General features: G+C 66.6%; 14 protein-coding genes. 4 read left to right on the top strand and 10 right to left on the bottom strand.

Translation table 11 applies throughout. The annotated features are described in order from the left end of the window. Positions 1-94: 94 nt before the first annotated feature. The 5 genes from era to RCH15_RS07860 all read right to left on the bottom strand — a co-directional run bounded on the left by era (position 95) and on the right by RCH15_RS07860 (position 4,371). The gene (era, locus tag RCH15_RS07880) at positions 95-1,057 is read right to left on the bottom strand and encodes a GTPase Era (RefSeq protein WP_326959752.1); all 963 of its coding nucleotides are present in this window, start codon (positions 1,055-1,057) and stop codon (positions 95-97) included. Continuing rightward, positions 1,041-2,372 carry a hemolysin family protein gene (locus RCH15_RS07875; RefSeq protein ID WP_326959750.1) on the bottom strand — a complete coding sequence of 444 codons (1,332 nt, stop codon included), beginning with the start codon at positions 2,370-2,372 and terminating at the stop codon, positions 1,041-1,043. The genes era and RCH15_RS07875 overlap by 17 nt, the downstream gene beginning before the upstream one ends. After that, positions 2,369-2,842 (bottom strand): rRNA maturation RNase YbeY, encoded by a 474-nt coding sequence (gene ybeY, locus RCH15_RS07870; protein WP_326959748.1) that lies wholly within the window; start codon positions 2,840-2,842, stop codon positions 2,369-2,371. Before ybeY ends, RCH15_RS07875 begins: the two co-directional genes overlap by 4 nt. Next, entirely contained in the window at positions 2,839-3,927 is a 1,089-nt protein-coding gene (locus tag RCH15_RS07865) for a PhoH family protein (RefSeq protein ID WP_326959746.1), read from the bottom strand. The genes ybeY and RCH15_RS07865 overlap by 4 nt, the downstream gene beginning before the upstream one ends. A 111-nt stretch (positions 3,928-4,038) precedes the next feature. After that, the gene (locus tag RCH15_RS07860; protein WP_326959744.1) at positions 4,039-4,371 is read right to left on the bottom strand and encodes a hypothetical protein; all 333 of its coding nucleotides are present in this window, start codon (positions 4,369-4,371) and stop codon (positions 4,039-4,041) included. Positions 4,372-4,736: 365 nt separating this feature from the next. Here RCH15_RS07860 and RCH15_RS07855 point away from each other — a divergent pair, with 365 nt between their 5' ends. Further along, positions 4,737-5,669 (top strand): GerMN domain-containing protein, encoded by a 933-nt coding sequence (locus tag RCH15_RS07855; RefSeq protein WP_326959742.1) that lies wholly within the window; start codon positions 4,737-4,739, stop codon positions 5,667-5,669. Positions 5,670-5,700: 31 nt separating this feature from the next. On the opposite strand, the gene RCH15_RS07850 is transcribed toward RCH15_RS07855, so the two are convergent. The 3 genes from RCH15_RS07850 to hrcA form a co-directional block, all read right to left on the bottom strand. After that, complete coding sequence (locus tag RCH15_RS07850) at positions 5,701-6,480, bottom strand: 16S rRNA (uracil(1498)-N(3))-methyltransferase (RefSeq protein ID WP_326959740.1); 780 nt, start codon at positions 6,478-6,480, stop codon at positions 5,701-5,703. Between the two features lie 2 nt (positions 6,481-6,482). Then, positions 6,483-7,610 carry a molecular chaperone DnaJ gene (gene dnaJ / locus RCH15_RS07845; RefSeq protein WP_326959738.1) on the bottom strand — a complete coding sequence of 376 codons (1,128 nt, stop codon included), beginning with the start codon at positions 7,608-7,610 and terminating at the stop codon, positions 6,483-6,485. Positions 7,611-7,703: 93 nt separating this feature from the next. Continuing rightward, positions 7,704-8,717 (bottom strand): heat-inducible transcriptional repressor HrcA, encoded by a 1,014-nt coding sequence (hrcA, locus tag RCH15_RS07840; RefSeq protein ID WP_326959736.1) that lies wholly within the window; start codon positions 8,715-8,717, stop codon positions 7,704-7,706. Between the two features lie 231 nt (positions 8,718-8,948). On the opposite strand from hrcA, the gene RCH15_RS07835 reads away from it, so the two are divergent. Then, positions 8,949-9,806 carry a DUF3097 domain-containing protein gene (locus tag RCH15_RS07835; RefSeq protein WP_326959734.1) on the top strand — a complete coding sequence of 286 codons (858 nt, stop codon included), beginning with the start codon at positions 8,949-8,951 and terminating at the stop codon, positions 9,804-9,806. Positions 9,807-9,966: 160 nt separating this feature from the next. Then, a complete protein-coding gene (locus RCH15_RS07830) occupies positions 9,967-10,386 on the top strand; it encodes a DUF4870 domain-containing protein (protein WP_326959732.1) in 420 nt (139 codons plus the stop codon). Between the two features lie 39 nt (positions 10,387-10,425). Here RCH15_RS07830 and hemW read toward each other — a convergent pair whose 3' ends face one another. Further along, entirely contained in the window at positions 10,426-11,664 is a 1,239-nt protein-coding gene (hemW, locus tag RCH15_RS07825) for a radical SAM family heme chaperone HemW (RefSeq protein WP_326959729.1), read from the bottom strand. Between the two features lie 42 nt (positions 11,665-11,706). Continuing rightward, positions 11,707-13,560, bottom strand: coding sequence for a translation elongation factor 4 (gene lepA / locus RCH15_RS07820; RefSeq protein ID WP_326959727.1), 1,854 nt, complete (start codon positions 13,558-13,560; stop codon positions 11,707-11,709). 181 nt (positions 13,561-13,741) lie between these two features. On the opposite strand from lepA, the gene RCH15_RS07815 reads away from it, so the two are divergent. Further along, positions 13,742-14,347 (top strand): type II toxin-antitoxin system PemK/MazF family toxin, encoded by a 606-nt coding sequence (locus tag RCH15_RS07815; protein WP_326959725.1) that lies wholly within the window; start codon positions 13,742-13,744, stop codon positions 14,345-14,347. The last annotated feature ends 157 nt before the right edge of the window (positions 14,348-14,504 follow it).

Raw genomic sequence — 14,504 nt, 5'->3', positions numbered from 1 at the left:
AGGGTCTGACCATTTTAGGGTCCGAATCTGGGAATTCCCCGGTGGCGGGTTTGATGGGTGCGGCGCGGGCCCGGGCCGGAGTGGGACCTTCGGGCTAAAAACCGAGCTTTACGAGCTGTTTGGGGTCACGCTGCCAGTCCTTGGCGACTTTCACGTGCAGGTCCAAGTAGATGCGGGCACCCAGCAGCGCTTCGATTGCTTTCCGGGCGTTGGTGCCGACTTCCCGCAATCGTGCCCCGCCCTTGCCGATGATGATGGCCTTCTGCGACGGCCGCTCCACGTAAAGATTGACCCGCACATCCAGAAATGGCTTGTCCTCGGGCCGGCCTTCGCGCGGAACAATCTCATCGACCACGACAGCGAGGGAGTGGGGAAGCTCATCACGGACACCTTCGAGGGCTGCCTCACGGATGAGCTCGGCAATCATCACCGCTTCCGGTTCGTCCGTGAGATGTCCGTCCGGATACAGCGGCGGGGACGCCGGCATCTGGCCGATCAGGACGTCGGCCAGGGTCTCCACTTGGAAGCCGTCGGTGGCGGACACGGGCACGATATCCTTCCAGCTCTCCTCGCCGAGGACGTCGCGGCCCAAGGCGGCGACGGCCAGCAGCTGTTCAGTGAGCGCCTGGCGGTCCACCGTGTCAGCTTTGGTGACGATAGCGATCACCGGTTTGTTTCCAATGGCGGCAAGCTGGGCGGCGATGAACTTGTCACCCGGACCGATCTTTTCGTTGGCGGGCAGGCAGAACCCGATTGCGTCAACCTCGGCGAGGGTGTCGGCGACGAGTTCGTTGAGCCGTTTTCCCAGCAGGGTCCGCGGGCGGTGCAGGCCCGGGGTGTCCACCAGAATCAACTGGGCGTCCTCCCGGTGCACGATGCCGCGGATGGTGTGGCGCGTCGTCTGCGGCTTGGCCGAGGTGATCGCGACTTTCTGGCCGACCAGGGCATTCGTGAGGGTCGATTTGCCCGCATTGGGCCGGCCGACCAGCACCGCAAAGCCGGCGCGGTAACCGCCGTGGGCTGCGCCGCCGTCGTCGGACTTATTCTGCTTGCTCACGTAAGACTCCCTGTTGGATTGGTGCGGCCTCGTCGAGAAGGTCTTCAAGGTCAGTTTCTTCTGTCGGCACTGCCGACGCAATGATGTGGCTGACGCGGTTGCGCCGGCCTTCGAGCCGGTCGGCGCGGAGGGACAACCCGTGGACCTCCACGGTGCTGCCGACGATCGGGACCCGCCCGAGGGCCTTGGCGAGCAGGCCGCCCACAGTGTCCACTTCGTCGTCGTCCAGTTCAAGGTCGAACAGTTCGCCGAGATCTTCGACGCTCATCCGGGCACTGACCCGGTAACTGCCGTCGCCGAGTTCCACCGCCTCCGCGCTCTCGGTGTCGTATTCATCCACGATCTCGCCCACGATTTCTTCGATGAGGTCCTCCAGCGTGACGAGGCCGGCGGTGCCGCCGTACTCGTCGATCACGATTGCCACGTGCGTTGATTCCTTCTGCAGTTCGCGCAACAGCTCACTGACGGGCTTGGAGTCGGGCACGTAGCGCACCTCGCGGGCGAGCTTGTCAACGACCGGGGGCGCCTGCCCGGGACGGAGGTTGTGGAGGACCGCGGCGACGTCCTTGAGGTAAACGATGCCCAGCACCTGGTCGGTGTTTTCGCCGATCACGGGGATCCGCGAATACCCCGAGCGCAGGAACAGGGACATGGCCCGGTGCAGGCTTGAACCGGAGTCGATGCTGAGGATGTCGGTGCGCGGCACCATGACGGAGCGGACCAGGGTATCGCCGAAATCAAACACCGACTGGATAAGCTCTGCCTCGTTGTCCTCGATGACGTCGGACTCCGTGGCACGGTCCACCAGTTCACGGAATTCCTCTTCGCTGAAGAAGGCCTCATTGTCTGCCGGAGCGCCGGGGGCCACGGCGCTGCCGACGGTGACGAGCCAGCCGGGAATCGGGCCCAGCACCCAGCACAGCCAGCGGATCAGCGGGGCGCTGAACCGGACCAGGCCGGCCGAATGCACCCGGCCCAGCTGCCGCGGGGACACGCCCACAATCACGAAACCCAGCAGTGCCATGACGCCGGTGGCAATCAGCCCGGAAAGCCAGACGTTGTCGAGCAGGCTGTTCAGGAGCACGGTGACGGCAACCGCGGAGGCCATATCAAACCAGATGCGCCAGAAGCGCAGGGCGCGCATGTGCGCCACGGGCTGGGCCATAATGCGTTTGAGGGCGTTGCCGCGGCTGTGCAGGATCGCGGCCTCGGCGTCGTGCCGGGAAAGGTAATTGAAGGCGGATTCGGCTGCGGTCAGGAACGCCGCAAAACTCAGGAACACCAGCGCCATGCCGGCGACGATCAGTGGCGTCACTGAATCGTCTCTGACGGGGCGTCTTTGCCGGTGAAGGCGGAGAGAAGTTCACGCTGCAGCCCGAACATCTCCTCCTTCTCCTCCAGCTCTGCATGGTCGAAACCGAGCAGGTGCAGGATGCCGTGCGTGGTGAGCAGCAGCATTTCATCCTGGGTCGAGTGGCCGGCGTTCATCGCCTGGACCTCCGCAACCTGGGGGCAGATGGCGATGTCGCCGAGCATGCCCTGCGGGGTCGGCTTGCCGGGGGTGCCGGGCGTCAGTTCGTCCATGGGCACCGAGAGCACGTCCGTGGAGCCTGGCTCGTCCATCAGTTCTATGTGCAGCTTCTCCATGGCCGGCTCATCCACGAGCAGGATCGACAGCTCCGCCTGCGGGTGGATGAAGAGCCGCTCGAAAATGAACCGGGACAGCTGCACCAACTCCGCCTCGTCGACGGCAATGCCGGATTCGTTGTTGACCTCAATGCTCACGGGCGCTCACCGCGCTTGTCGCGGGCCACTGAATGCTTGACCCGGTTCCGCTGGATCTCATCCCAGACGCTGTAAGCGTTGACGATGTCGCCCACCAGTCGGTGCCGGACGACGTCGGAGGCATCCAGCACGGTGAAGTTGACGTCGTCGATACCTGTCAGGATGTCCTCCACGATCCGAAGGCCGGAGCGTGTCCCGAAGGGCAGGTCCACCTGCGTGACGTCACCGGTGACCACCATCTTGGAGCCGAAGCCGAGCCGGGTGAGGAACATCTTCATCTGCTCCGGCGTGGTGTTTTGCGCCTCGTCCAGGATGATGAAGGCGTCATTGAGCGTGCGGCCGCGCATGTAGGCCAAGGGGGCGACTTCAATGGTGCCGGCAGCAATGAGTCGCGGAATGGATTCCGGGTCCATCATTTCGTGCAGGGCGTCATAGAGCGGGCGCAGGTAGGGGTCGATCTTGTCGCTGAGCGTGCCGGGCAGGAATCCCAGCCGCTCCCCCGCTTCGACGGCGGGACGGGTCAGGATGATCCGGGAGACTTCCTTTTGCTGCAGCGCCTGGACCGCCTTGGCCATCGCCAGGTACGTCTTGCCGGTGCCGGCCGGGCCGATGCCGAAGATTACGGTGTTGTCATCGATCGCGTCCACGTAGTTCTTCTGGTTCAGCGTCTTGGGCCGGATGGTTTTGCCGCGGCTGGAAAGAATGTTGTGGGTCAGGACATCGACCGGGTTCTGCGGCGATTGGGTGCGCAGCATCGACACGAGCTGCTGCAAAACAGCCGGGGTAATGACGGTCCCGCGGGCAACGAGGCCGCGGACTTCGTTGAGCAGGCGCATGATGCGCGGCACGTCCGCCGCGGGCCCGCTAATGGCAAGTTCGTTGCCGCGGACGTGGAAGTCCACGGCCGGGTACTGGGTTTCGATGAAGCGAAGGGCCTCGTCATGGCTGCCGAGCGACTGGACCATCTGATCGGAACTGTCGAACAGGACTACCTCCGTCCGCAGCCCTGGTAGGGAGTGGGGAAATTCACCTGCGGTGCGCGCTCCGGCGCTGATCCGGGCCTTGCCGTTCGCTGCTTCAGTCATGGTGTTGGCCCGCGGGCCTCCGGTCCCCTCCAGTTCGGAAATGGTGTGTTCCGTCATCCGGTCCGACGGCGTGACTCGCCGTCCGCGGCCGGGGCGACGGGTACTCCCATCTTACGCCAGCGGGCCGGACCCGACGCCCGCCAGGGCCCGCCCGGTGGCCGCCATCCGGGTGACCCGTTCGGTGAGCTCCCGTTGAACCGGTGTGACGGGGTCCGAGGCGCGGACGTTGTGGGCTTCGTCGATCACAACAAGGAGCGGGCGGGGCTCCTCGGGCTTTTCCCACCGGTGATCGAGAGCAACTGCTCGAGGGAGGGCTCCGAGCGCACAGGTGATGCCCGAACCGCTTTGTTCGCACCGGAACGTGTGGCGGTTCAACCGCCGGGCATCGAGCTCCGCGGGTGTGAGCGTGCCCTCGATCGTGCCGATGCTCAACCGATGGGACATGACTTCTCCATCGTTCGTTTGTTGAGGACCGCCACCTCATATCCAGCGCCGCGGGCAGTCTGCTGTCCCCCTCGAAGAGGGTGATTCCGGGTGCCCGGTTCTGACGCCAGCGCCCGGCCCTCCCCCGCCGTCCAGGGCTGGCGTGGCACTTTAGGTATCAACTCTGCATCGGGCGCATATCGTTCCCGTTGCAGTTCGGGGCCGCCGGCGGAATCCACGGTTTACGCCCAGAGCCGTGTGACATGCTGGAAATCGGCCTCAGCCGCGGCAGGATCAGCCGGGCGGGGAAGCAGAGAACGAGCGCACCTAACGGCAACAAAAAGAGAACCGAACAGCAAAGGGCGGCGGCCATCAGGCAACGCAGGATGACTCAGGCAGCAGCAGGCCGGCGGACACGCCGGGCCGTGCTGGTGCTCGTGCTGCCCGCGGCGCTTGCCCTCTCCGGCTGCGTGGCCTCATCCCAGCCCGGCATCACCGATTCAGACTCGCCGTCGCAGGCCCTCTCGGCCCTGCCGTCCGCACCGACCACGAGCGCGCCGCTGGAAACGTCCCAGGCGTCCAACAAGGCACCGGTGTACTGGATTGGCCGCAGCGACGACAGCACATTCCTTTACCGGGAGTTCCGTGATGTCCCGGAAGAGGACAACCCGGTGACCCGGGCGCTGCGGGTCATGATGTCCCAGAAACCGCTGGATCCGGACTTCTTTACGCCGTGGCAGAACCCGAAGAAGCTGGCAAGCTCGATTTCCGGCAAGAACGTGATCACCGTGGATCTATCGGCGGATGCGTTTAACAGCAACGTGGATCCGGCCATGGCCGAGCGTGCGGTCCAGCAACTTGTCTACACCGCATCGGCGGCGGCTGCCAGCGCCGGGCTCATCGATGCCGGCCAGCTGGTCCAGGTGGTGGTGCTCGTCGACGGGCACACCGACTACGTCGCTTTCAACCACGTCCGGCTTGGCTCCCCAACCTCACGCAGCGCCGGGATGGTGGCGCCGGTGTGGATCATTGATCCCCAGGAAGGGACCTCCCTGGGCGATGGTGCCATCAAGATCTCCGGCCGCAGCACCGTAGCAGGAGGGAAGCTCCGGTGGGACATTCTGCGCATCGATGGCAGCGTCGAAACCCAATACTTGAACGGGACGGCCACGGCGTCGGCCGACGCGGGACAGGCGGGAGCTTTTAGCATCGCCGCCAACCTGGGACCGGGCAGCTACGAAGTCCGGGTCTCCCAGGTCGGGGAAGGCAACCCGGACCAGCACCTGTTCGTGGATACCCGCGGGTTTACGGTCAATTAGCCGGCGGCGCAGCGGGCGCGCCGGCGGTCCCCTACCAGCGGCCCAGGATGTCGCTGGCGAGGACGGTGGCGGCCGGCCCGGCCGTGGACGAGCGCAGCACGTGGTGCCCGAGCAGGGCTGTTACGGCGCCGGCGTCGCAGAGCCTGGTCACTTCCCGCGGGCTGATACCACCCTCGGGTCCGACGATCAACAGGACCTCGCGCCCGGCGTCCGGCCCTCCCGCCCCGGACCCGGCGCCCCGCCAGTCCTCCAGGACCTGGCGCAGCGGGCGCACTGCGTCCTCGTGCAGGATGATGGCGAGGTCGGCGCCGGCGACTGCTGCCTGGAGGCCGGCGCCGTCGAGGGCGGCGCGGACCTCCGGGATCCAGGCCCGGCGTGCCTGCTTGGCCGCCGCCGTGACCACCGACTGCCATTTGGCGTGGGCCTTGGCCGCGCGGTCGGCTTTCCAGCGGACGATGGACCGTTCCGCCTGCCACGGCACGACGGCGTCGATCCCCAGTTCCGTGGCGGTCTCGGCGGCGAGCTCGTCCCGGTCACCCTTGGCGAGGGCCTGAACCAGCACCAGGCGGATTCCGGGACGGGGCTCCTCCGAAAGCTTTGAGCATTCCACCGTCAGCCCGCCTGGCTCGGCGGCGGAGACGGCTCCGGTCAGCCGTTTGCCGGCGCCGTCGGCAATATCGACCATCTCCCCCACGGCGAGGCGCTTCACCGTGACAGCATGGCGGGCCTCCGGTCCGTGCAGGACAAAGACGGACCCCGGGGCCAGCCCGTCGAGGGTGCCAGGGGAGGTGAAGAAGACCGGGTTGCTCACCGCTACAGGTTACCGAGCCGGTCCCGAAGCTTCGAGAAGACCCCGCCGCTCGCGGCAAGTTTTCCTTCGGTGAACTGTTCGCCGCGCAGTTTAGCGAGCTGGCGCAGCAGATCCTCCTGGGCGGCGTCGAGCTTGGCCGGGGTGTCCACCTGCAGGTGGACCTTGAGGTCGCCGCGGCCGTAGCCACGCAAGTGCGTGACGCCGAGCCCGCGCAGGGTGATGATCTCCCCGGACTGGGTACCGGCCTTGACGTCGATCTCCTGCTGGCCGTCGAAGGTGTCAAGGTTGAGTTCGGTGCCGAGCGCGGCCGCCGTCATGGGGATGTTCAGGCTGGCGTGCAGGTCGTCGCCGTCGCGAACGTACGTGGCGTCGTTGTTGACCCGGATCTCCACGTAGAGGTCCCCTGCGGGGCCGCCGGCAGGGCCGGCCTCGCCCTGCCCGGAAAGCTGGATGCGGGTGCCGGTGGCGACGCCGGCGGGAACCTTGACCGTCAGGGTGCGCCGGCTGCGGATCCGGCCCTGGCCTGCACATTCGTTACAGGGATCTTTGATGACGGTGCCGAAGCCCTCACAGGACCCGCAGGGAGCCGTGGTCATGACCTGTCCCAGGATGGACCGCACCGCGCGCTGGACCTGGCCGCTGCCGCCGCAAATGTCGCAGCGTTCCGGGTGGCTGCCTTTTTGGCAGCAGGACCCCTCGCAGGTGGGGCAGGTCACGGCGGTGTCCACTTCAAGCTTCTTGTTGACACCGAACACGGCGTCGCGGAGCTCGATCCGGACGCTGATCAGCGCGTCCTGGCCGCGGCGGACCCTGGACGCGGGCCCGCCCTGGCCGCCGGCGCCGAAGAAGGTCTCGAAGATATCCTGGAACGCGAACCCCTGGCCGGCGTAGTTGCCGCCGCCGAAGCCGTTGTCGTTGCCGTTCTCGTTACCGGTGGTGTCGTAAATCCGGCGTTTCTGCGGGTCGGACAGCACCTCGTAGGCGTGTGTGACGGCCTTGAACCGGTCGGACGCGTCGTCCCCGGGGTTTACGTCGGGATGGAGTGTCCGGGCCAGTTTTCGGTAGGCCTTCTTGATCTCTTCGCCCGTGGCTTCGCGGGAAACTCCAAGGACGTCGTAGTGGCTGCTCAAAGTGTGTTTCTCTTCCTGGTAGTACTGCCTGTTGGGGGCAAGAAGTCTGATGCCCGGCTCGTGGGCCGCGCGGTGGAGGGTGGACCCGGCCCGTCAGGGGCCAAGGATCCTGGAAAGGTAGCGGGCGACCGCCCGGACGGCGGCCATGGTGGTGGGATAGTCCATCCGGGTGGGGCCCAGCACTCCAACTTTCGCAGTCGCATCCGGTCCGTAGCCGGTGGCCACCACCGACGCCTCTGCGAGACCGTCGTACGGGTTCTCCCGGCCGATGCTGACCGTGACGCCCCTCGGGTCCGCCGCCATGTCACTGAGCAGGCGGAGCATGACCACCTGTTCCTCGAGGGCTTCCAGGACCGGGCCGATGGTCAGCGGGAAATCGACGTTGGACCGGGCCAGGTTGGCCGTTCCGGCCATCACCATGCGTTCCTCGCGGCTGCTGGTGGCCAGTGCCTCAAGGCCGCGGGCCAGGGCTTGGGCGGCGCCGCGCCGCGCGGGCGGGCAGCTGGCGGCCACGGACTGCAAGGACTGCGGCAGCAGGTTCAGCGGGGTCCCGGTGAGGCTGCCGAGGAACCGCGTGCGCAGTTCCGACAACGCCTCATCCGAAAGGTCCTGTGCCACGTCGATGACGCGTTGCTCCACCTTGCCGGTGTCCGCGATCAGCACCGCCAGCACTTTGCGGGGCGCCAGCAGGACGAATTCGATGTGCCGTACCTTGGCCCGGCTGAGGTGCGGGTACTGCACGACGGCGACCTGGTTGGTCAGCTGCGAGAGCAGCCGGACTGTCCGGTCCAGGACGTCATCGAGGTCCTCGGAGCCCTCCAGCAAGGCCTGGATGGCCCGCCGCTCCGCGGGTGACAGTGGCTTGACCGCCGAGATCTGGTCCACGAAGAGCCGGTAGCCCTTGTCGGTGGGGATGCGCCCGGCACTGGTGTGCGGAGCCGTGATCAGGCCCTCGTCTTCCAGGGCAGCCATGTCATTACGGATGGTGGCGCTGGACACGCCGAGGTGGTGCCGCTCCACAAGGGCCTTGGAGCCGACGGGTTCCCGCGAATGGACATAGTCCTCCACAATGGCCCGCAGCACTTCAAGTTTGCGTGGTTCGCTCACACTCCACCTCCTCTCGACTGTCCTGCATCCGGTGCCAGTTCCCGCCGGCCGTGGCGGACGCACGGTGGCCGGATGAGCAGTGGTTAGCACTCGACATGCCTAAGTGCTAACCAGTCTAATATGAGTCACCCCGTTGTTAGCATTGGATGCGCTCCGGGCGTTCCTCCCGGGGCGCGTGTTTTGGGGCACAGCCCGCCCGCAGCAAACCGAACGCAAAGCAGTGTGTATCCGATGTCATACCAGAACTGGGGCCCGCAGGACCTCTCTGCCCCCGCCAAAGCCCAGCTCCCGGAAGTGCCCGTGGAGCGCGGAATGGTGCTCGAGGACGTGCAGTCCGGTTGGGTGGGTGCCGTTACGCGGGTGGAGAAGTCCGGGGGGATGCATGTGGTTGCCCTTGAAGACCGCCGCGGCAAATCCCGGTCATTCCGCCTCGGTTTCGGTTTCCTCCTGGAGGGCCAGCCGATCCGCCTGATGCCCCCGGCGCCCCGCCCGGCGCCAACCGGCGCGGCCGCGGCAGGCGCCAGAACCGCGTCCGGTTCGGTCCGGGTGGAGGGCCAGCGCGCCCAGGTCGCCAAAGCGAGCCGGATCTGGGTGGAAGGCAAGCACGACGCAGAGCTCGTCGAGAAGGTCTGGGGTGACGATCTGCGGGTGGAGGGCATCGTCGTCGAACCTTTGCATGGCATTGACGACCTCGCCGGCGCGGTGGCAGCCTTCCGCCCCGGGCCCGGGCGGCGCCTGGGCGTCCTGGTGGACCACCTGGTGCCCGATTCCAAAGAATCCCGGATTGCCGCCGCCGTGATGGCATCCCCCGGCGCTGCCGGCAATGTCCTGATCGTCGGCCACCCCTACGTGGACGTCTGGCAGGCGATTCGGCCCGCCGTCCTGGGGATCGAGACGTGGCCGGTGATCCCCCGCGGCGTAGATTGGAAGACCGGGATCCTGACGGCCTTCGGCTGGCCGCACAGCACCAAGGAGGACATCGGCCTGGGCTGGCAGAAACTCCTCGGCGCGGTCCGCAACTACGCCGATCTGGAGCCATCCCTGCTGGGCCGGGTGGAAGAGGTTATAGACTTCCTCACAGTTCCCTGAGCGGTGCTTCCGAAAAGCACCGGTCAGAAGCATCTGCCAGCGGGCCGATCCGTGATTCCGCGCCCGAGCACGTATTCTTGGTACGGCGGCTGCGCCCCCTGCGCAGCCCCGGCACCTCCCGGCACCAATGCACCACCGCACTCCTAAAGGACGACACACCGTGGCAGACGACGCACGCGAACACATCGGCAACCAGGCCGGCCATGGCCAGCCCCCGTACCATGGCGTTCCGGCAAATGCACTGCCGCTTACTGCGAGTGAGGACCGGCAGTGGGCAACTCTGGCCCACTTCGGCGGCATCCTGGGCTGCGTGCCCGCGCTGGTGATCTACCTGATTTTCAAGGACCGCGGCCCGTTCACGGCGCAGGAATCCAAGGAAGCCCTGAACTTCACGCTGCCGCCCACGATTGCAGCGGTAGTGTGCAACCTGCTGGTGTTCGTTCCGGTGGTTGGCAATATTTTCGCGGTCCTGGCCACAATCATCTGGATCGCCGTAACGTGCTTCTCGGTGGCCGCCGGCATCCACGTCAACCGCGGCCAGCCGCACCGCTACGGCTACAATCTCCGCTGGGTCCAGTAGGGCTGGAACTCCCGTCTGGCCGGGCCCAGCCCGGTCGGATCAGTCCGGCAGGATCCGGCGGACCACCGCGTCTGCGAGCAGCCGGCCCTTCAGCGTCAGGATCAGGCTGCCGTGGAAAGCCGCGGCGGGGTCAACGAGCCCGTCGGCGATGAGGCCTGCGACGGCGTGCCGCCCGGTGTCCCCCAGCCCGCCCAGGCTGGCGATCTCCAACCCTGAATTCAAGCGGGCTTCCAGCATGACGCGTTCGACGTTGCGGGTCTGCGCATCGAGGGTTTCCCGGCCCGCGGCAGGTGAGAGCCCGGCGTCAAGCCGGCTGGCATAGGCGACGGGGTGTTTGACGTTCCACCAGCGCACGCCACCCACATGGGAGTGCGCTCCGGGGCCGATTCCCCACCAGTCATCGCCCCGCCAGTAGGCAAGGTTGTGGCGGCAGGCCTGCTCCGGGGTGCGGGACCAGTTGCTTACCTCGTACCAGGAAAGCCCGGCGGCGGAAATGAGCTGGTCGGCGAGCTCGTATTTGGCGGCGTGGTCGTCGTCATCGATTCCCGGGACCTCGCCGCGGCGGATCTGCGCGGCGAGCTTGGTGCCTTCCTCGACAATCAGCGCGTAGGCGCTGATGTGGTCCGGCTGATAGGACAGCGCGGTCTCCAGCGAGTAGCGCCAGTCGGCCAGCGACTCCCCCGGTGTTCCATAGATCAGGTCGAGGCTGACGGCCAGTCCGGCCTCCCGGGCCCACTGGACGGCCTGGGGTACACGGCTGGGCGTGTGGGTGCGGTCCAGCACCTTGAGCACGTGCGGTACCGCCGACTGCATGCCGAACGACACACGGGTGAACCCGGCGTCGGCGAGCAACTGCAGGGATTCCGGCGTCACGGAGTCGGGGTTCGCCTCGGTGGTGACCTCGGCGCCGGGTTCGAGGCCCCAGGCTGCGACGGCGGCGGTGAGGATGCGGGCCAGGTCCTCCGCCGGGAGCAGGGTGGGTGTGCCGCCGCCGAAAAAGACGGTGCTGAGCGGGCGTTCCGGTAAGCCGCTGGTCGTCAGCACGTCCGCCGCGAAGCCGACTTCGGCGACGGCGGTGCCGGCGTAGGCGTCCTGGGACGCGCCGCCGCCGAGCTCGGTGGCGGTGTAGGTGTTGAAGTCGCAGTAGCCGCAGCGCACGGCGCAGAACGGGATATGCACGTAGAGCCCGAACGCCCGGCCGGCGGCGCTCTCCAGCGCCTGGCCGGGCAACAGCCCGTCCGGTGGTGCTGGATCGCCCAGCGGAAGGGCGCTAGGCACCGGCCGGGCCGGGCTGCGCGGGGACGGTGGTTGCAGGCACGGCTACTTCTTAGCCTTGTCCTTGGACTCGTCCGTGGTGAGGGCGGCGATGAAGGCTTCCTGCGGGACCTCGACGCGGCCCACCATCTTCATGCGCTTCTTGCCTTCCTTTTGCTTCTCCAGCAGTTTGCGCTTCCGGGTGATGTCACCGCCGTAGCACTTGGCGAGCACGTCCTTGCGGATGGCGCGGATGCTTTCCCGGGCAATGATGCGGGATCCGATGGCAGCCTGGATGGGCACTTCGAACTGCTGGCGTGGAATGAGTTCGCGCAGCTTGCCGGTCATCATCACGCCGTACGCGTAGGCCTTCTCCCGGTGGGTGATGGCACTGAAAGCGTCCACCTGTTCACCCTGAAGCATGATGTCCACCTTGACCAGATCGGCGACCTGATCGCCGTCGGCCTTCCAGTCCAGCGAACCGTAGCCGCGGGTCCGGGACTTGAGGATGTCGAAGAAGTCGAAGACGATTTCGGCCAGCGGAAGCCGGTACCGGATCTCCACCCGGTCCTCGGAGAGGTAGTCCATGCCGCCCATGACGCCGCGGCGGCTCTGGCACAGTTCCATGATGGCGCCGACGAATTCGTTGGGCGCCAGGATGGTGGCGGACACCATCGGTTCGCGCACCTCGGCGACCTTGCCGGTCGGGTATTCGCTGGGGTTGGTGACGTGGACGACCTTCTTGTCCTCGAGCGTCACCTCGTATTCCACGTTGGGGGCGGTGGAAATCAGGTCCAGGTTGTATTCGCGTTCCAGCCGCTCGCGGGTGATTTCCAGGTGCAGGAGCCCCAGGAAGCCTACCCGGAAGCCGAAGCCCAGCGCTGCGGACGTCTCTGGCTCGTAAACCAGTGCGGCGTCGTTGAGCATCAGCTTCTCGAGCGCATCGCGGAGCACCGGGTAGTCGGTGCCGTCCAGCGGGTACAGACCGGAAAAGACCATCGGCTTGGCGTCCGCGTAGCCCGGGAGGGAGTCGGTGGCCGGCTTCGCAAGGTTGGTGACGGTGTCGCCCACCTTGGACAGGCGCACGTCCTTCACCCCGGTGATGAGGTAGCCCACTTCCCCGACGCCCAGGCCCTTAGAGGGGGTGGGTTCCGGGGAGCTGACGCCGATCTCCAGGAGTTCATGCGTGGCACGGGTGGACATCATCTGGATGCGTTCGCGGGGATGCAGCATGCCGTCAACCACGCGGACGTACGTGACGACGCCGCGGTAGGTGTCATAGACGGAGTCGAAAATCATGGCGCGGGCCGGCGCGTCCGGGTCGCCCACGGGGGCCGGCAGGTCGCGGACGATCTTGTCCAGCAACACCTCGACGCCCATGCCGGTTTTGCCGGAAACGCGGAGCACGTCGTCCGGGTCGCCGCCGATCAGGTTGGCGAGTTCCGCCGCGTACTTCTCAGGCTGCGCCGCAGGGAGGTCGATCTTGTTCAGGACCGGAATGATGGTGAGGTTGTTTTCCATCGCCAGGTAGAGGTTGGCGAGGGTCTGGGCCTCGATGCCCTGGGCCGCGTCCACCAGAAGGATGGCGCCTTCGCAGGCGGCCAGGGACCGGGAGACCTCATAGGTGAAGTCAACGTGCCCGGGGGTGTCGATCATGTTCAGCGCGTAGCTGATGCCGTCGAGCTCCCAGGGCATGCGGACTGCCTGGGACTTGATGGTGATGCCGCGTTCGCGCTCAATGTCCATGCGGTCCAGATACTGGGCCTTCATGTCACGGGACTGGACGACGCCGGTGTACTGGAGCATCCGGTCGGCCAGCGTGGACTTGCCGTGGTCAATGTGCGCAATGATGCAGAAGTTCCGGATGATGGCCGGATCTGTTGCGGCAGGCACCGGGGCGGTGCGGGCCATGGGAGACACGCAGGGTCCTTACTGTTGGCAATACTGACTGACGGCAATACTGGTGGTTTTTGAGCGGAACGGCGCTGCGGACGGGTGTCCGTCCTGCGGCGTGCCGCGTTTATCGTTCCTATAGTCTCCCACGTCCGGGCCCGCCGGAGTGCATCCTCCTGCCCGGCCGGGCGGCCGGTATGGTATCCCCATGGCTTGGAACTTACGCTCAATTGGCAACGCAGTCCGCGGCGCTTTGCGCCTGCTCGAAGGACGCCCCGGCTCGACGCCCGGGAGCTCCGGCAAAGCCCGGCCGTCCGCACCGAAGCCCGCCACAGGCCGTCCGGGCGGGAAACTGCCCGGCACCAAACCGGGCGGACGCCCCGGTGCGGGGCATGCCGCCGCCGGCCTGACCGGCACGTATCCCGGCGACTTCCGCGGAACGGCGACGATTACCTACGCCCCCTCCCCCAACGGCCTGCCCGAGCCGGGTGAGGTCGTTTGGACCTGGGTACCGTACGAAGAGGACTATTCCCGGGGCAAGGACCGCCCCGTACTGCTGGTGGGCACCGGCGGCCGGTATCTGCTGGCCCTCATGCTGACCAGCAAGGACCACGACGGCGATCCGCGCCGGACCGGCGAGTATGTCGACATTGGCACCGGCCGCTGGGACTCGCAGGGGCGCCCCAGCGAAGCGAAACTGGACCGGATCCTGCAGATCAATCCGCGTGATGTCCGGCGTGAAGGTGCCATCCTCGATGCCAAAAGCTTCAGTATTGTGGCCGCGGCCCTGCAGGCCCGCCACGGGTGGCGCTAAGCGTCCGCGCAATCGCCACCCTGCCTGCCTTTCTGCTACTATTGACAGCTGTGTGTCCGTGCAGGTCGACGGCCACAGATGGTTGGTCGCCATAGGTATCCCCACGCCGCTCAGTCAATGGCCAATCTGAAAGCCCTCTAGACCATTTTCCGCATTG

Origin of the sequence: Arthrobacter sp. MP_M4 (assembly GCF_035984855.1) — a bacterium.
In the GTDB taxonomy this organism is placed as follows: Bacteria; Actinomycetota; Actinomycetes; order Actinomycetales; family Micrococcaceae; genus Arthrobacter.
This window is presented reverse-complemented; position numbering and strand designations above follow the sequence as displayed.